An 18,375-nucleotide genomic window follows, 5' to 3' on the forward strand; every position below is an offset into this window, starting at 1 on the left:
GGGTGCTCTCGCCCCTCCTTTAGCCGGGGTTTGTAACAAGGGGAAGAGATGTGAGGGACTTGTGGCGATTTGAGCGGCCTAAGACGCCGCTGGGGCGGTCATCCGGGTCAGGCTGCGGGTGCGGGCGCGTTCGCGGGCGAAGGAGTACAGGCCGGAACCGATGATCAGGGTGGCGCCCAGAGCGGTGAAGAGGTCGATGGGTTCGCCAAAGACGCTGAAGCCGATAAGGATGGCAAAGACCAGGCGGGTGTAGCGGAAGGGCGCCACGACCGAGACCTCTCCGGTCCGGCTGGCGGCGGTGATCGCCCAGTAGCCGATGGCGCCGACCACGACCATGGCGGCGAGGCCGGCGGATTGCCAGCCGTCGGGCATGGTGTGCTGGCCGGTGACGATCATCATGCCGGCGCCAAGGGCGGTCACCGCCATCAGGCCCCAGGCCGAGATTTGCGCGTCGCTGTAATGCGGCGGGATGACCCGTGTCGCCAGATCGCGGGCGGCGAGGCCTGCCACGGTGATCAGCACCCACAGGGCTGCGGGGCGGAAGCCGTCAAAGCCGGGGCGGATCACCAGCAGGACGCCAGCAAGGCCCACGGCGATGGCGGTCCAGCGCCGCCAGCCGACCGGGGCTTTCAGGAACAAGGCGGCGCCCAAGGTCACCGCGAGGGGCATGACCTGCAGGACCGCCGAGACGGTGGGCAAGGGGACTGAGGCAAGTGCGGTGATATAGGCGAGGGTGCCGACCATCTCGCCCGCAGCGCGCAAGAGGACGGCGGGGTGCAGGGCGCCGCGCACGAAGATGCTGCGCCCGGAGCGTGCCGCCAGCCAGCCGAAGAAGGGCACGCCGAAGATGCCCGAGATCAGCACGATCTCTCCGGTTGGCAGGCCCTTGGCTGCGAATTTGATGAACATATCCTCCAGCGCGAAGGCGGCCATCGAGGCCACCATCAGAAGGATGCCGCGCAAGTTGTTGGCTGCGGTCATTTTTTCGACGGTACGCCCAGAAGTTCCAGCCGGTGGCCGATCAGCCGATAGCCCAGACGGGCGGCGATCCTTTCTTGCAAGGCTTCAATCTCGGGGTCGACGAATTCGATGACCTGACCCGAGTTCACGTCGATCAGGTGGTCGTGGTGGTCACGTTCGGCATCTTCATAGCGCGCCCGGCCGTCGCCGAATTCGTGCCGGTCCAGAAGGCCCGCCTCTTCGAACAGCTTCACCGTGCGGTAGACGGTGGCCAGCGAGATGCGCGGGTCCAGCTTGAGGGCGCGGGCGTGGAGTTCCTCGACATCGGGGTGATCTTCCGCCTCGCCCACCACGCGGGCCACGATGCGGCGCTGGTCGGTCATGCGCAGGCCCTTGGCCACGCTGCGGGTGATGATGTCGGCCATGGCGGCTCCTGATGTTCGCAATGGCTTTATTTCATAGTGCCTGATCCTGCCAGAGGTTTGATGGCTTGACCATCGCGGTCGGGCGGCGAAAGGGTGGCGGCGCAAAATGGGGGCTGCGATGCGCAAGGACAGGTTGGACGGGGTGGGGATTGCCACGCTTTTGGCGGTTGCGGGGGTTCTGGCGCTCAACCAGATCGTGATCAAGCTGGCCGACAAGGGCCTGCAACCGGTGTTCTTTGCGGGCGCACGCTCGGCCCTGGCGGTGGTGTTTGTCGGCGGCTGGTTGTGGTATCGCGGGCTTCTGGGCCGGATCAAATGGGCCGATCTGGGGCCGGGCCTGCTGATCGGCACGGTCTTTGCGGTGGAGTTCCTTGGCCTGTTCACCGCGCTCGATCTGACCTCGGTCGGGCATTCGGCGCTGATCATGTATTCGATGCCGGTCTGGATGGGGATTGCCGCGCATTTTTTCCTGCCCGGCGAGCGCGCCACACCGATCAAGGCCCTGGGCCTGACCTTGGCCTTTGCGGGCACCGCTTGGGCCATCACCTCACGCGGCGGGTCGGGGCAGGTCAGCTGGCTGGGCGATTTCTGCGCGCTGATCGCGGCTTGGGGCTGGGCGGGGACCGCGATGATCGCGCGCACCACACGCCTGCGCGACGCAGGGCCAGAGGCGCAGCTGTTCTGGATGGTTCTGGTGTCGGCCCCGATTCTGCTGGCCGTGGCGCCATTCTTCGGCCCGCTGATCCGGGACGTCAGCCCGATGGACGGGGTCTGGCTGCTGTTTCAGGCCGGGATCGTGGTCGCGGGGGGCTTTATCACCTGGCTGTGGCTGCTGTCGGTCTATCCGGCCTCGACCGTGGCGTCATTTTCCTTCCTGACGCCGATCCTGTCGATTCTTCTGGGCCATGTGGTCTTTGGTGAGTCGCTGTCCTTCACGCTCGTCGGGGCGGCGGCGCTTGTGTCGGTGGGGATTATCCTCATCAACCGCAGGGCGAGGTGACGGGCCAGAATCAACGCCGCCTTGCGCGGTGATCTTCGCACGCAAACTTATCCTTTGCTGCCAAATAGGCCCCCCGCTTGGCAATTCAGCCAAGTGTCCACAGCCTGCGCGGTTTCATCCACCTCTTTGTCCACAGGCCGATGCCGCACTGCAAAAACGCCACACCTAGACACGCCTTTAGCGTCAAGCACAAAATATAGGGTGGAAATGTAAAATTTCCGTTGCTGGCCCCCAACTCTGGTGTCAGTTTGCAGGGGTCGGGGCCAAGCCGGGAAACAGGATGTGCGCCGACGGGGACAGGACAAGCTGAACGGAAATCCTCATGGAAGAGGGACGCGCCCGGGGATGGAGCGCGACTGTTTTGGTGTGACCTTGCCTTGGGACGTAAAAAACAAGGAGCGATGGGGCACATGAAGATCGAGCGGAAATTCACGACGGCGGACACCGGTGCCTATGGCGCTTTGGCGTTTCAATTGACCACATCCGAGATCCGCAATCCCGATGGCAAGATTGTCTTTCGCAACGAAGCCGTAGAGGTCCCCGAGGGCTGGAGCCAGGTCGCGGCCGACGTGCTCGCCCAGAAGTATTTCCGCAAGGCCGGGATTCCGGCGGTGACCAAGCGTGTCTCTGAGAAGGGCGTGCCGCGCTTCTTGTGGCGCCATGTGCCGGATGTCGAGGCGCTGGAGCAGTTGCCCTCTGACAAGCGCTATGTCGGTGAAACCTCGGCCAAGCAGGTGTTTGACCGGCTGGCGGGGGCATGGACATACTGGGGTTGGAAGGGTGGCTATTTCACCACCGAAGCTGATGCCAAGGCCTATCACGACGAGATGCGCTTCATGCTGGCCCGTCAGATGGCAGCGCCGAACAGCCCGCAGTGGTTCAACACCGGGCTGCACTGGGCTTACGGCATCGATGGGCCGTCGCAGGGCCATTACTACGTCGATTATCAATCTAAGGTGCTGACCAAGTCCGAGTCCGCCTATGAACACCCGCAGCCGCATGCCTGCTTCATCCAGTCGGTGCGCGATGATCTGGTGGGTGACGGCGGCATCATGGACCTGTGGGTCCGTGAGGCGCGTCTGTTCAAGTATGGCTCGGGCACCGGCACCAACTTCTCCAGCCTGCGTGGCGAGGGGGAGAAGCTGTCGGGCGGCGGTAAGTCGTCGGGCCTGATGGGGTTCCTGAAGATCGGGGACCGGGCGGCGGGGGCGATCAAGTCGGGTGGCACCACGCGTCGCGCGGCCAAGATGGTGATCTGCGATATGGATCACCCTGATGTGGAAGCCTTCATCAACTGGAAGGTGATCGAAGAGCAGAAGGTGGCTTCGCTGGTCGCAGGCTCCAAGTCGCACGAAGCGCGGCTGAACGAGATTTTCACGGCGATCCGGACTTGGGACGGTTCATCCGAGGACTCGGTCGATCCGGCAAAGAACCCTGCGCTGAAGGCCGCGATCAAGGCCGCCAAGAAGGCGATGATCCCGGACACCTACACCTTCCGCATCCTGCAATATGCCAAGCAGGGCTTCACGAGCATTGAATTCCCGACCTACGACACAGACTGGGATTCGGAAGCCTACATGACAGTGTCGGGTCAGAACTCGAACAACTCGGTCCGCGTGACGGACGCTTTCCTGCGCGCGGTCAAGGAAGACTTGCCTTGGGAACTGATCCGCCGCACGGATGGCAAGGTCGCCAAGACGATTTCCGCCCGTGAGCTTTGGGACCAGATCGGCCACGCCGCCTGGGCCTGCGCCGACCCGGGCATCCAGTTCCATGACACCGTCAACGCCTGGCACACCTGCCCGGAGGATGGCCCGATCCGCGGATCGAACCCCTGCTCGGAATACATGTTCCTTGACGATACGGCCTGCAACCTCGCCTCGATGAACCTGCTGACCTTCCAGAAGAACGCCAAGTTTGACGCGGAAGCCTATATCCACGCGACGCGTCTGTGGACGATCACGCTGGAAATCTCGGTGATGATGGCGCAGTTTCCGTCCAAGGAAATCGCGCAACTGTCCTATGACTTCCGGACCCTTGGACTTGGCTATGCCAACATCGGTGGTTTGCTGATGAACATGGGGCTTGGCTACGACTCCAAGGAAGGCCGGGCGCTGTGTGGGGCCTTGACCGCGCTGATGACCGGGATTTCCTATGCGACCTCGGCCGAGATGGCCAAGGAACTGGGCGCTTTCCCGTCCTATCAACGCAATGCCCAGCATATGCTGCGCGTGATCCGCAACCACCGGGCGGCGGCGCATGGCACGGGGGCCTATGAAGGGCTGAACGTCGATCCGGTCACACTGGATCACCGCAACTGCCCTGACCAGACGCTGGTTGCCTTGGCCAAATCGGCTTGGGACGAGGCTTTGGCCTTGGGCGAGGCGCATGGCTTCCGCAATGCCCAGACCACGGTGATTGCGCCAACCGGCACCATCGGTCTGGTGATGGACTGCGACACCACCGGCATCGAGCCGGACTTCGCCTTGGTCAAGTTCAAGAAGCTGGCCGGGGGCGGCTACTTCAAGATCATCAACCAGTCGGTTCCGGGCGCGTTGGAGACCCTTGGGTATCCGAGCCATCAAATTGCCGAGATGGTGGCCTATGCGGTCGGCCACGGCTCCATCGCGCAGGCGCCAGCAATCAACCACACGTCGCTGGTGGGGCATGGCTTCGGTGCGCGTGAGATTGAAAAGATCGAAGCTGCCTTGCCGACCGCCTTCGACATCCGCTTCGTCTTCAACCAGTGGACGCTGGGCGAGGATTTCTGCAAGGGCACCTTGGGTATTCCGGTGGACAAGCTGTCGGACCCGACCTTTGATCTTCTGCGCCACCTTGGCTTCACCAAGGCGCAGATCGACGCCTGCAACGACCACGTCTGCGGGACAATGACGCTGGAAGGTGCGCCGTTCCTGAAACAGCACCACTACAACGTCTTCGATTGCGCCAATCCCTGCGGCAAGAAGGGCAAGCGGTATCTGTCGGTGGAAAGCCACATCTACATGATGGCCGCGGCGCAGTCCTTCATCTCGGGGGCGATTTCCAAGACGATCAACATGCCGAACTCGGCCACCATTGCCGAGACTTTGGCGGCCTATGAACTGTCGCACAGCTTGGGGATCAAGGCCAACGCGCTGTACCGTGACGGGTCGAAGTTGAGCCAACCGCTGGCCTCGGCGCTGATCGAGGATGATGAGGAAGCCGAAGAAATCCTGACCTCCGGCTCCAATCAGGAAAAGGCGGCGGTGATTGCCGAGAAGATCGTCGAGAAGATCATCATCAAGGAAATCATCCGCACCAACCGCGAAAAGCTGCCGGAACGTCGCAAGGGCTACACGCAAAAGGCCATCGTCGGCGGCCACAAGGTCTATCTTCGGACCGGCGAATATGGCGACGGGCGTCTGGGCGAGATTTTCATCGACATGCACAAGGAAGGTGCGGGCTTCCGCGCCATGATGAACAACTTCGCCATCGCGATCTCTGTCGGGCTGCAATATGGCGTGCCCTTGGAAGAGTATGTGGAGGCCTTCACCTTCACCCGCTTTGAACCGGCCGGCATGGTGCAGGGCAACGACTCGGTCAAGAACGCCACGTCGATCCTGGACTACATCTTCCGCGAACTGGCGATCAGCTACCTGGACCGCACAGACCTCGCGCATGTCAAACCCACGGGCCATAGCTTCGACGATCTGGGCCGCGGCGATGACGAGGGCAAGCGCAACATCTCGGAGGTCTCTGACTCGGCGGCGACCCGGGGCCTTGAGGTGATCAAGCAGATCTCTTCGACCGGCTATCTGCGCAAGCGCGTGCCGCAGGATCTGGTGGTGATGCAGGGTGGCATGGGCATGACCGGCTTCACCGGCATGGGGCTGGCCGGCGACACGGCAAGCGCCTTGCAGATGCTGATCCCGGAAAGCACCCGCACCACTGGTGCCACGGCGCTGGCCTCTGGCACCGTCAGCATGGATCAGCGCACCAAAGCCAAGATGCAAGGCTACGAGGGCGACCCCTGCGGCGAGTGCGGCAACTACACGCTGGTGCGCAACGGCACCTGCATGAAGTGCAACACCTGCGGCGGCACGAGCGGCTGCAGCTGAAGCGCGACGACGGTTGTTGTAGGTAGGGGCAATGATGCTCCCAAATCGGGGCACTATCGTCCCAAGTGGGGGCAAAGCGTGTCCCGAAGCATAAAATGACGAAAAAATGCCTGCGCAAGCGAAGCGCGCAGGCATTTTCTTTAAAAGCAACGGAAGCAGAAAAGTCAGAGACGGCCCAAAGCTGCCGGTCGTCATCGCCACATGCTGCGAAGCGGCGCACCCCAAAGCGGCCATCTAAGCGACATCTCAGGTTTCCCGCTTGACGGCACGAGTCATCAAAAAGTCCTGATGCATGGCGTTGGCCGAGAAGGATCGGCTGATCAGTTCCCCCGCCTCCGCTCGCAACTGGGCGAGCTTGTCGGACTGACCCGAAAGCCCGGCAACAAGGCGCTTCAGGGGCCCGAAGGAGGTTTCCATGAACGCCAGCACATGCTCTGGGCTTAGCGCCGGAGACACCATGACGCCGCGCCCGAACCTGACATCAGTGACCGCATCGCCAAGCCTTGCGCGGACTATGTTCGCATCCCCCCAAAGCACCGGGGGCGCTGGGGTGGGGGCGCCGACGGGCGGTTGGGGCATGTACTTCCCCAGCATTGCAAACATCTGACCCGTGCCATGTTCGGGCGGCCAGGTCGAGAAGGCGATGCGCCCACCAGGCTTCAGCACTCGCAGCATTTCTGCCAGCGCCACATCCGGACGCGGCGCAAAGATGTGCCCGAACTGGCTGAGCACGACGTCGAAGGTACGGTCGGCATAGGGCAGGGCTTCAGCGTCTCCTTCGGTAAACGTGATGTCGAGTTTCGCGATCAGGGCGTGTTCTCGGGCACGGGCAAGCAGCGCGGGCGTTAGGTCCAATCCACTGACCTTCGCCCCGAGTCGCGCTGCGGTGACCGCGACCACACCGGAGCCACAGCCTACGTCAAGCACAGTCTGCGCGGGTTGTACCCCGGCAAACTTGACAAGATCCGCTGCCGGTTGTGTCGTGGCCCCTTCGTTGAGGGCGAAGTCTTCCCAAACCTCGCGCTGAGCGGATTTGAATTGCAAGAACGGGTCGGGGGTTTGAGCATGTGTGTCCATCGGATGCATTCCTTTTGGCTGAATCTGTGGGGAGGGTGGACGGATCAAGCCGCCGAGTATTCGCGCCGTTCTGGCGCAGCTACGCCGCTTCGTCCCGCCATCTGGGCCCCGTGTCCCTTGCGCCACATCGCATCTTCGATCGAAATGGACGGGTTCTGCGCAACCGGCAATGCCATCTGGCGATCCCAATTGTCGAAGTTGTACCCGCGGTAGAACAGTGTCGCATTGAAGCTGACAAAGGCCTTGAGGCGGTTGCCCAAGCTCTGCTTGGCGAACGGCATGGCCGCGTAACGCCGGGCCGTCGTCTCGAAGCTTTCTGCTGAGGTACCCGTCAATTCCTCGACCACGTCGGTCACGCCGCCCTCGAATTCGAAGGTACCCTGACGCATATCCTGCATGTAGAACCGAAATGCGCTGATTTCATAGGGGTCGATGCCTTGTTGCCGGGCAACCTTGCCCATCATCCAGATCGGCAGGTTGACCGGTCTGACCCCGTGCCCCACCACTTTGGCAACGATCGCCGCCATGTCGCGGGCGTCCATCAACCTCGGACCCGTCGGACGGTAGCTTTTGCCGGCGTGGCGCTGTGGGCCTTCAGATAGAAGCACAGCTGCAACACGTGCCATGTCCTCGTTTGACACAGGCGCTGCACGGCCATCGCCGGACAGCACGGGATAGATACCCATCAATGCTGCCATGTCGATGGTGCGCAGGAAGTTGTGGGCGAACATGCCGGGGTTGAAGATGGTATGCGCTACGCCTGGGATCATCGCAAAGCTTTGATCCACGAGCCAGGTCTGCCGTGTCATCAAGGCGGGATGGGCGCGATGCGAGGTCCATTGGCTCATCTGGACGATATGTTCCAGCTTGGCCTCCCGGGAGGCGACGGCAAAGGCAACGGCGCTTTGGATCATATAGGGCCGGATCGGCGGCAGGTAGAAGGCGCGTTGCGTACCCTTCAGGGCATCTAACACTTGATCCGGGTCATAAAGGTCGCCCGTGACAACCTCGACCCCCAGTTTTTCCAACCTCTGGCTGCGTGCATCGCGTTGCCGCACCATGGCGCGGACCGGATGACCCTTGGCCATAAGTTCGGCCGCAAGCGGTCCGCCAACACCGCCGGTCGCGCCGGTCAAAAGAATTTTGGGCATGACCATCATGACTGCTCCTGCTGTTCTTTGGGGATGTGATTTGAGCCGGCGTCCCATGCCGCCAGCCGTGCTTCCAGGCCGGAGACTCGCCCTTCGACCGATCCATGGGCCGCCTCCAAAATGGCATCGAGCGCCGTAAAGAGAGCGATCAGCCTGTTCCAGAGTGACAGGGGTGCAGTTTTCATGGCCAGGATTCCGTATTTAAGATTATGTACATCATCTTATTGTCGCATTGCTAAGATGTCAATCATCACCTAAACTGAAATGGCAAGACGTTGGAGAGGTTCGATGCGCCAATCGCGAGAGGTTAAAGCCGAGACTCATCAGACGGTTATCAAGGCCGCATCGCATCTGTTCCGCGAACGCGGCATCGAAAGCACCAGCGTCGGCGATGTGATGAAGGCGGCGGACAAAACTCATGGCGGCTTTTATCGCCACTTCGACTCAAAGGAATCGCTGTTGATCGCGGCCTTGGAGGATGCTTTCGCCGACATGCTTGACATGATGCAGGACGGATTTGTGCAGACGCCCCGGGCCGAAGCGCTGCCGCAGTTCATGTCCCATTATCTCTCGCCAAGGATGGTCGGGGATGTTGGCGGCGGATGCCCCGTGGCGGCCCTGTCCGGCGACGCCCTGCGCAGCACCGGGTCGGTGCGGCAGGTCTTTGGAACTGGCGTCAGAAAAATGATCGAAAGCCTCGCAGCCACACTGGATGGATCGCCGGAAGATCGGCTGCAGAAGGCAACGCAGACCTTCTGCATGGCCGCAGGCGCCCTGATGATCGCGCGTGGCAGCGACCCCGAGACGGCCGGGACAGTACTGAAAGCGGTTCGACCGGGCGCTTGAGGATACGTTTCCGGAACATGTGGATCATGGGCCGAGCGAGAGACTTGAATCGCGCCCAGAAAAGGCACCGCCACCGACGAACAGGCAAAGGGTCCGATTGGGCTACGCCATTTGCTTCAGCCAGCGACGGCAAGAAGGATATGAGGTTTCACGAAAGCCATTCGGCCGGCAGTTCCACCAGAGCGTCCTGAAGCTTGCCTGCCAAAGTGGGCAAGGAAAACGCAGACAGCGTGTCGTTTGCTTGCGCCCCGCCAACTGTCCCGCATTTTCCGGCAATCTGTCCCTTCCCATTTGACAGGACCATGACCCAAGTGGTGCACATGCCTGTGGAGAGCGCCGATGCTACGATTTCTGATTGCGCGCCGCGAGCGCCTGATTGACTGGCTCGACGTGACCGGTGCCGATGACGCATTCCGTCGCAAGCAGGCGGCAAAGTACAAGGCCAAGTCGGATGCGATCCCCGAAAGAGCCGATACGCAGGCAACGCGAAAGGACGAAGCATGACGGACACCATCGACTGGTCGCGCGACACCATTCTGGCCAAGCGCGACACCTATTTTGCGGCCACGCAGCGCGCCTTTGTGCCCTATCAGAACCCGCTGATCATCAAGCGCGGTTTCATGCAGCATGTCTGGGACGAGGACGGCAACCGCTTGACCGACCTTCTGGGTATGAACCTGTGCATCTCGGTCGGGCATTCGCATCCGAAGGTGGTCGAGGCTGTGAAGGCGCAGGTCGAACAGCTGACCCATTGCACCACGATGTTCCACCATCCGGTGCCCGCCCTTCTGGCCGAGGAATTGGCGGCGACCATGCCCAAGGGCCATGACTGGGTGGTGCATTTCACCAACTCGGGCACCGAGGCGATTGATCTGGCCTTGATGATGGCGCGTATCGCTACGCGCAATCAGGATGTGATCGCCCTGCGCAATGCCTATCACGGGGCCACCTATGGCGCGCAATCGGTGACGGGGGTGCGCAATTTCCGCCACAACACCGGGCTTTTGTCCAACATCAGCTTTGCTGCCGAACCCAACACCTATCGCGGCATCTTTGGCGACAACATGCAGGCCTATCTCGATGATCTGGACCGCACGATCGCCTATACCACCTCGGGCCATCTGGCGGGGATGATCCTTGAACCGGTGCAGGGCTATGGCGGGATCGTTGTCCTGCCTGACGGTTACATCAAAGGCGCCGCCGAACGGGTGCGGGCCTGCGGCGGGTTGCTGATCGTGGACGAGGTGCAATCGGGCTTCGGCAAGACCGGCGAGGCGATGTGGGGGTTTGAGGCGCATGGCGTGGTGCCCGATATCGTCGTCATGGCCAAGGGCATCGGCAACGGCATTCCCTTGGGCGCTGTCGTGGCACGGCGCGAGGTGGCCGAACACATGGCGCAGAAGTTCATCTTCCACACCTACGGCGCCAACCCGATGGCTTGTGCCGCCGGCCGCGCCGTGCTGCAGGTGATCCGCGACGATGATATGATCGCCAACGCCGCCCGTGTTGGGGCGGTGCTGAAGTCCCACATGGAAGACCTGATGCAGCGTTACCCAGTGATCGGAAACGTGCGGGGCAAGGGCTTCATGATGGCGATGGAGATGGTCAAAGATCGCCAGACACGAGAACCCGATCCCGAAGCGACCGCCCGCATATTCGAGGAAACCCGCAACGCCGGGCTGATCATGTCCAAATCCGGCACCTTCAAGAACGTGCTGCGCATGACCCCGCCGCTTTGTGTGCAGATGTCCGATGTGCCGCAGATCGTCGAAGCGCTGGAGCGCGCCTTTGCCATGGCCAAGGCATGACACTGCCCCAACATGCCGACGTGGTCATCATCGGTGGCGGGGTGATTGGTACCTCTATCGCCTATCATCTTGGCAAGATCGGCGTTACCGACACCGTGCTGCTGGAGCGTCACCGACTGACCAGCGGCACGACGTGGCACGCGGCCGGTCTGGTCGGCCAGTTGCGGCAAAGCCGGAACTTGACGGAGCTGGCGCAATATTCGGCCGAGCTTTTCGCCGGGCTGGAGGCAGAGACCGGTCAGGCCACCGGATTTCGGCAGAATGGGGCCATCTCCATCGCCCTGACCGAAGCCCGGATGGAGGAGTTGCGGCGCGGCGCTTCGATGGGGCGCAACTTCGGGCTGCAGGTGGACCTGCTGTCAAAGGGCGATGTGGCCAGCCGCTTGCCGCATTTTGCGATGGACGGCGTTGTGGGCGGCATTTTCCTGCCCAAGGATGGCACGATCAACCCCACCGACCTGACGCAAGCCTATGCAGCGGGCGCGCGAAAGGCCGGGGTGCGCCTGCGCGAAGGCGTCACCGTGCGGCGGATTATGGTCGAAGGCGGCCGCGCCGTGGGGGTGGAAACCGATGCCGGAACGATCCGTTGCGACAAACTGGTCATCGCGGCTGGCATGTGGTCACAGCAACTGGCGCGCAGCGTGGGTGTTCATATCCCTCTGCACGCGGTGGAGCATTTCTATGCTGTGACGGAACCGCTGCCGGACCTGCCACGCGACATGCCCTTCGTACGAGTGTTCGACGAATACGCCTACTACAAGGAAGATGCGGGCAAGTTGCTGATTGGTGCGTTTGAACCTGTTGCCAAACCCTGGGGCCAGCCCGGTGTGGCCGATGACCATGCCTTCGTCACCTTGCCCGAGGATGTTGACCATTTCGTCCCCATTCTCGAATCCGCCGTGAAACGGATGCCGATGCTGGAAACCGCAGGCATCTCGCTGTTCTTCAACGGGCCGGAGAGCTTCACCCCTGACGGGCGGTATTACCTGGGCGAGGTGCCCGAAGTGCAAAACCTGTTCGTGGCGGCTGGCTTCAACTCGATAGGCATCATGTCGTCGGGCGGGGCCGGGCTGGTCCTGTCGCAATGGATTCGCGACGGTCATCCTCCGGTGGACGTGAACGGCATGGACATCCGCCGCATCCACCCGTTCCAATCCAACCGCCGCTACCTGGCCGACCGCAGCCGCGAGACGGTCGGCCTCGTCTACGCAATGCATTGGCCCTATCGCCAGCACCAGACCGCCCGCCACGTCCGCAAGTCGCCGTTCCACGACCGGCTCGCCGATCTGGGCGCAGTCTTCGGCGAATTCCTTGGTTGGGAACGCCCGAACTGGTTCGCCCTCAAGGGCCAGACGCCCGACTATGAGTATTCTTACGGTCGACAAAACTGGTGGCCGAATGCCGAGCATGAGGCGAAATCCATGGCCAAGGATTGCGCCCTCTTTGACCTGTCGTCCTATGCCAAGTTTCTGGTGCAGGGCCGCGACAGTCTGGCCGTTCTGAACCACATCTGCGCCAATCAGATTGACGTCGCACCGGGGCGGATCGTCTATACCCAATGGCTGAACGAGCGCGGCGGGATCGAGGCGGACGTCACCGTCACCCGGCTGGACACCACCAGCTTCATGGTGGTGACGGGCGCGGGCGGTCAGACCCGCGACCTCGCGTGGCTGCGCCGCCATATCCCGCCGGAAGCCCTGTGCATCGCGACCGACATCACCTCGGGCTTGCCGATGCTGGCGCTGATGGGGCCGAAGTCGCGCGCCTTGCTGGAGGAGGTCAGCGGAGAAGACCTGTCGGACGCCGCCTTCCCCTTCGGCAGCTCGCGTGAAATCGAGTTGGGCTACGCCCGCGTCCGCGCAAGCCGCATCACCTATGTGGGCGAGTTGGGGTATGAGATCTACATCCCCGCTGAGTTCGCCCTGCATGTGTTTGACGCGCTGTGGAAGGCCGGAGCGGATCACGGGCTGACGCCAGCCGGGTTCCACACCTGGAACAACTGCCGTATCGAAAAGGGGTATCGCCATTGGGGCCACGATATTGGCGACGAGGATACTCCGGCCGAGGCGGGCCTTGGCTTCGCCGTGGCGATGGCAAAGCCTTCCTTCATCGGGCGAAGGGCTGTCCTTGACCAGAAGGCAATGGGCGCGCCGTGCAAAAGGATGATCAACCTTGCACTGGCCACGACGGGCGAGGATGCACCGCTGATGTACCACGAAGAACCCATCCTGCGCGACGGCGTGATCGTCGGCTCTGTCACCTCGGGGGCTTGGGGCCACCGAGTCGATCTGTCGCTGGCGATGGGATATGTGGCGGCGTCGCATCCCGTAACCGCCGAATGGCTGCGGGACGGCCAGTGGGAGGTTGAGATTGCCTGCCATCGCCACGCGGCACGGGTGCAGTTTGCCCCGTTCTACGACCCCGAACGGAGTCGGCTTTAAGCAGGAAGCCATCCGGGGCGGGATACAGTGCTGCCGTGGTTCCATGCTTGGGGTGCCAAGAAAGATCAGGGGGCCGCGATGGCGGCCTCGGCACCGATCAACCGCACGCCCTCGTCGATCTGCGGGCCGTCCACCATGGCCGTGGCCAGTCGGAAGGATCGACCCTGATCGCCCTGCATGTAAAACGTGCGCCCGTCATCGACGATGACCCCGCGCTTCAGCAGGTTCTGGCAAAATACGGTGGCGTCAAACTCCGGCTTGCCGGTCAGCCAAAACGAGGTGCCGCCGCTGGATTGCACGTCAAATCCGGGCAAATGCGCCCGAAGTGCTGTGTCCATCCGCAGCCAGCGGTCTTGCCTGCGCCGAACCAGCTTACGCAAATGGGTGTCGTAATACCCAAGCTGCAAGAACAGCGCCAAGGTTTCCTGCAAGAGGGTCGGCGCGTGCCGCAGCATGGCCCGGCGGATCGCCCGGGCCTCGCGGATTATGGTGCGATGCGCCACAATGAAACCAAGGCGCAGACCCGGCGACAGGGTCTTGGACATGCTGCCGACGTAGATCACCCGCCCCTCGGTATCGATCGCGCGCAAGGTGGGCGACGGACGCCCGGCACTTTCCATTTCAGCTTCGTAATCATCTTCAAGGATCAGAAACCGCCGCTGGGACGCTGCGCGCAACAGGGCAAGCCGTCGCTCCAGCGTCATGGTGATCGAGGTCGGAAACTGGTGGCTGGGTGTCACATAGGCCAACTTGCAGTCTGGCGGCAGGTCGTCAACCACCAGCCCCCTTTGATCAACCCGCACCGGCGCCATCTGGTTTCCCGTCAGGGCAAAGGCATTGCGCGCATCCGGAAAGCCGGGGTCCTCCATGGCAACCACGCCCGCCTGAGGCCGCAACAACAGACCAATGATGCACAGCGCGTTTTGCGCGCCCAAGGTGATCATCACCTCTTCTTCATCCGCAGCGATCCCGCGGTAGGTCAACAACCGCTGCCGCAACTGTTCGATCAGATGCAGGCTGTCATCCTCGATCGAATCCCGCGTCCAGTCGGACACGGTCTTGCGGCCATGGGCCAGCCGTGAACATTCCCGCCACGCATCAATGGGAAAAAACTTCGAGTCGGTTTGATTGTAAACAAAGGGATAAGGATACGTCTGCCAGTCGGCAGGATGGCGCACCCGCCGCAGCGCGGAGGGCAACACTTCCATCGCAGGCATGGGAGAGGGGGCGATATCGCGGTTACCGCCACCGTCAGCCGGCGCAGCGACGCCAGCTTCGGTTTTGGAGATGTAGTAACCGGACCGATCGCGCGCCTCGATCAGCCCAAGATCGACCAGCCGACTGAAGGCTGCAAACACGGTGTTGCGCGATACGCCAAGCTGCTGGGCCAGCTCTCGGCAGGACGGCAGGGCCAAGTCCGGAGGCAGGGCCGAGCGCGCTATGGCAGAGCTGACCACCTCGCAGATCTGGTCGCGCAAGGTGAGCCGAGACCCGCGCGGCAATCGGAACACCGGCATTGTCGCAGTCATCATCGCTCCTCCCTTTTGCCATTCCTTCCACGTTTAATCTCGGCCCCCCCCATGGCAAGCGCATAAGGTGCATCTGTCACAAACATATCCACCATCTGTCCCTTTCAATGCAGCTCCCGGTGCCGTCTGGATGGATGCGGCACCGGTTTGGCCGATTGGGAGTTCGACAGATGGACGAAGCACAGGTTGTCATCATTGGCGGCGGGGCGATGGGTGTGTCACTGCTGTATCATCTGACGAAGCTGGGCTGGACCGATGCAGTGCTTGTTGAGAAGAATGACCTGACGCATGGCTCCACATGGCATGCAGCGGGGCTTTGCACGCACTTCTCGCACAATCCCACAATCCAGATGATGCGCGCCACATCAGTGCGGATGTACCGCGACATCTTGCCGGAGGAATCGGGCGACACTTGCGGCTTTCACCGCTGTGGCGCGATGCGCGTCACCCGCAGCGCCGACCGGATGGCCGAATTTGCCCATGTGGCGGGCTTGTCGCGGTTTACGGGGTTTGACCTGCGCGTGATCACCCCCGAAGAGATTTCGGTACTGCACCCCTTGGCGCAGATCGATGGGCTGATCGGCGGAATTTACGAACCGGACGACGGGCATGTGGACCCATCGCTGGCCACGCATGCCATGGCCAAGGTCGCCCGCCGCAATGGCGGTACGATCCGTCGCAACACTCCGGTCCTGTCGATCACGCGCGACGCAGACCGTTGGCTGGTCGAAACCGCCGAGGGGGTGATCCGCACCCGGCATGTGGTGAACGCTGCAGGCACTTGGGGCTGGGAGATCGGGCGGATGATAGGGTTGAACATCCCATCCGTGCCAATGCTGCATCAATATCTTGTCACCGATACCATTGCCGAGGTTGCAGACCGCACTGCCGCCGGTCTGCCGGAACTGCCCATCATCCGCGACCCCGAGGAAAGCTGGTACGTGCGGCAAGAGCGTGACGGATTGATCCTTGGTCCCTATGAACGGTCCGCCTCACCTTGGTCGATCGACGGCGTTCCGCCCGAATTCGGGGCAGAACTGCTTCCCCCCGATCTGGACCGCATCGCGCCCATCATCGAGGCGGCAATGGCGCGTATCCCGGCCCTTGGCACAGGCGGCATCAAGACCGTGGTCAACGGGCCGATCACCTATACCCCGGACGCCAATCCCCTGATCGGTCCGGCCTTTGGCCTCGACAACGCCTGGCTGCTGACTGGCTCGTCGATGGGCGTGATGGAGGGCGGCGGTGCTGGTTGGTTCCTTGCCCATTGGATGACGCATGGCGCGCCGCCCATGGATGCAAATGCCGTCGACAGCCGCCGCTTTGGGGCTTGGGCCGACCGCGGCTACCGCGTGGAAAAAGCGGTCGAGGCTTACGGGCTGCAATTCGGGATCCATTACCCGCATGAAGAACGGCCCGCCGCGCGCGACCGCCGCATGACGCCGTTGCATGATCTGCTCTTGGACCGTGGTGCGGTGATGGGGGTGGCGCATGGCTGGGAACGGCCAAACTGGTTTTCCGACCAAGCCGGAGATGTCTCGGTTCCTGGTTTTGGTCAGCCCGACTGGACAGCCCATGTCGCACGCGAGGTGACAGCCACCACAACTGCGATCGGGGTTTGTGACATGTCGATCTTGTCCAAATTTGAAGTCTCCGGGCCTGACGCGCGCCGCTTTGTGGAGACCTTGGGAAGCAATGCCTGTCCGCGCCCCGGACGCATCACCTTGACCTATGCCCTGACACCGGCTGGGGGCGTGCAATCGGAATTTACCGTCACCATGTTGTCGGAAACGATGGCCTACCTGACCAGCGCCGCCGCTGCTGAAGAAATCGACCATGATCTTTTGCGCCGCCATGCGCAGGGCTTGGAGGTGACGCTGCGCAATGTGACCGACGGCTTCGGGGTCATCGCGGTGATGGGGCCGCGGGCTCGGACCCTGCTGGCGCGGTTGACGGCGGCGGATCTGTCAAATGCCGCCTTCCCTTGGCTTTCCGCACGCGCCCTGACCGTCGCAGGGGTTGGCGTGCATGCGCTGCGTCTGTCCTACATCGGGGAACTGGGGTGGGAACTGCATATTCCCGCCCGCGATACCGCTGCAGTGTTTCTGGCCATCGAAGCGGCGGGCAGCGATCTGGGGCTGACGCTTCTGGGGGCCTTTGCCGTTAATTCAATGCGGCTTGAAAAGGGCTATCGCGGCTGGGGCAGCGATCTGACGACAGAACGCACACCAGATGAGGCAGGCCTGTCAACCATGGTCCGCACCGAGGGCCGGGATTTCCCCGGCAAGGCCGCGCTGTGTGACCGCCGTACCCGCGACGACCGTTGGTGCTTGGCGTTGATCCAGATCGCGGGCACCGACACCTCACCGTTCTTCGGTCACCCCGTGCTGGTGGACGGGCAGCCCGTCGGGATCGTGACGTCGGGTGGCCATGGGTTCCGAACTGGGGCAACCTTGGCGCTGGCCTATCTGCGGATGGCCAGGCCTCCGGACACCTTGTGGGTCACCATCTTGGGTCGCGACTATCCCGCACGCACGCTGCATTGCGCCCCCTTCGACGCCGACAACAGCCGCGTCAAGTCCGACGCGAAATGAAAGTGGGAAGCTTTCAGTTTGCAACCCTTCAGAGTTATGGTCATGGCGCGCATCGGCGGGACAGATGAGTTGATACGTCTTGCAACGGAAAAAGACGTGACGGCGGTCAAAGATTGCGCACAACAGGTGACTTGGCCCCCGGAAGTTCCCTCAGTCTGATGTAGCGTCTGCCCAACCTGAAGGAGCAGATGAGATGAGGAAAGGTCGTTTCACCGAGGCGCAGATTATCGGGATGATCAAAGAGCAGGAGGCTGGCTTGCCGACGGCTGAGCTGTGCCGCAAGCATGGCCTCAGCCCGGCGACGTTCTCCAAGCTGAAGGCCAAGTATGGCGGGATGGACCTGTCGGACACCAAACGCCTGAAGCAGCTTGAGAAGGAGAACGCCAAGCTGAAGCGCCTGGTGGCGGATGTCATGCTCGACAACGTGGTCCTGAAAGACCTGCTGGG

General features: G+C 62.2%; 14 protein-coding genes. 8 read left to right on the forward strand and 6 right to left on the reverse strand.

Annotated features, from left to right (window positions below):
• Nucleotides 1–78 precede the first annotated feature (78 nt).
• Both AC1Y2B_RS03335 and AC1Y2B_RS03340 read right to left on the reverse strand, forming a co-directional pair.
• A complete protein-coding gene (locus tag AC1Y2B_RS03335) occupies nt 79–981 on the reverse strand; it encodes a DMT family transporter (protein ID WP_482251635.1) in 903 nt (300 codons plus the stop codon).
• Nucleotides 978–1,385 carry a Fur family transcriptional regulator gene (locus AC1Y2B_RS03340; protein ID WP_482251636.1) on the reverse strand — a complete coding sequence of 136 codons (408 nt, stop codon included), beginning with the start codon at nt 1,383–1,385 and terminating at the stop codon, nt 978–980. Before AC1Y2B_RS03340 ends, AC1Y2B_RS03335 begins: the two co-directional genes overlap by 4 nt.
• Nucleotides 1,386–1,503: 118 nt before the next feature.
• On the opposite strand from AC1Y2B_RS03340, the gene AC1Y2B_RS03345 reads away from it, so the two are divergent.
• Both AC1Y2B_RS03345 and AC1Y2B_RS03350 read left to right on the forward strand, forming a co-directional pair.
• Nucleotides 1,504–2,385, forward strand: coding sequence for a DMT family transporter (locus AC1Y2B_RS03345; RefSeq protein WP_482251637.1), 882 nt, complete (start codon nt 1,504–1,506; stop codon nt 2,383–2,385).
• Nucleotides 2,386–2,795: 410 nt separating this feature from the next.
• Nucleotides 2,796–6,482, forward strand: a complete 3,687-nt coding sequence (locus tag AC1Y2B_RS03350; protein WP_482251638.1) for a vitamin B12-dependent ribonucleotide reductase — start codon at nt 2,796–2,798, stop codon at nt 6,480–6,482.
• A 246-nt stretch (nt 6,483–6,728) separates the two neighbouring features.
• Here AC1Y2B_RS03350 and AC1Y2B_RS03355 read toward each other — a convergent pair whose 3' ends face one another.
• From AC1Y2B_RS03355 to AC1Y2B_RS03365, 3 genes are read right to left on the reverse strand one after another with little or no spacing between them, the layout of a single operon-like run.
• A complete protein-coding gene (locus AC1Y2B_RS03355; protein ID WP_482251639.1) occupies nt 6,729–7,559 on the reverse strand; it encodes a class I SAM-dependent methyltransferase in 831 nt (276 codons plus the stop codon).
• A gap of 44 nt (nt 7,560–7,603) precedes the next feature.
• Nucleotides 7,604–8,767, reverse strand: a complete 1,164-nt coding sequence (locus tag AC1Y2B_RS03360; RefSeq protein WP_482251640.1) for an NmrA family NAD(P)-binding protein — start codon at nt 8,765–8,767, stop codon at nt 7,604–7,606.
• The gene (locus tag AC1Y2B_RS03365; protein WP_482251641.1) at nt 8,716–8,895 is read right to left on the reverse strand and encodes a hypothetical protein; all 180 of its coding nucleotides are present in this window, start codon (nt 8,893–8,895) and stop codon (nt 8,716–8,718) included. Before AC1Y2B_RS03365 ends, AC1Y2B_RS03360 begins: the two co-directional genes overlap by 52 nt.
• Before the next feature lie 103 nt (nt 8,896–8,998).
• Between AC1Y2B_RS03365 and AC1Y2B_RS03370 the strand changes: the two genes are divergently transcribed.
• The 4 genes from AC1Y2B_RS03370 (at nt 8,999) to AC1Y2B_RS03385 (ending at nt 13,805) form a co-directional block, all read left to right on the forward strand.
• Nucleotides 8,999–9,556, forward strand: coding sequence for a TetR/AcrR family transcriptional regulator (locus tag AC1Y2B_RS03370; RefSeq protein WP_482251642.1), 558 nt, complete (start codon nt 8,999–9,001; stop codon nt 9,554–9,556).
• A 339-nt stretch (nt 9,557–9,895) separates the two neighbouring features.
• A complete protein-coding gene (locus AC1Y2B_RS03375; protein WP_482251643.1) occupies nt 9,896–10,060 on the forward strand; it encodes a hypothetical protein in 165 nt (54 codons plus the stop codon).
• Nucleotides 10,057–11,364 (forward strand): aspartate aminotransferase family protein, encoded by a 1,308-nt coding sequence (locus AC1Y2B_RS03380; protein WP_482251644.1) that lies wholly within the window; start codon nt 10,057–10,059, stop codon nt 11,362–11,364. Before AC1Y2B_RS03375 ends, AC1Y2B_RS03380 begins: the two co-directional genes overlap by 4 nt.
• On the forward strand, nt 11,361–13,805 hold the full coding sequence (locus AC1Y2B_RS03385) for a GcvT family protein (RefSeq protein WP_482251645.1): 2,445 nt from the start codon (nt 11,361–11,363) through the stop codon (nt 13,803–13,805). The genes AC1Y2B_RS03380 and AC1Y2B_RS03385 overlap by 4 nt, the downstream gene beginning before the upstream one ends.
• Nucleotides 13,806–13,870: 65 nt before the next feature.
• On the opposite strand, the gene pdxR is transcribed toward AC1Y2B_RS03385, so the two are convergent.
• Nucleotides 13,871–15,337, reverse strand: a complete 1,467-nt coding sequence (gene pdxR / locus AC1Y2B_RS03390) for a MocR-like pyridoxine biosynthesis transcription factor PdxR (protein WP_482251646.1) — start codon at nt 15,335–15,337, stop codon at nt 13,871–13,873.
• A gap of 167 nt (nt 15,338–15,504) precedes the next feature.
• On the opposite strand from pdxR, the gene AC1Y2B_RS03395 reads away from it, so the two are divergent.
• Nucleotides 15,505–17,928, forward strand: coding sequence for a GcvT family protein (locus AC1Y2B_RS03395; protein WP_482251647.1), 2,424 nt, complete (start codon nt 15,505–15,507; stop codon nt 17,926–17,928).
• A gap of 193 nt (nt 17,929–18,121) precedes the next feature.
• On the forward strand, nt 18,122–18,375 hold a 254-nt coding region (locus AC1Y2B_RS03400; protein WP_482251648.1), incomplete at its 3' end, for a transposase.

The organism is Stagnihabitans sp. (genome assembly GCF_964946895.1).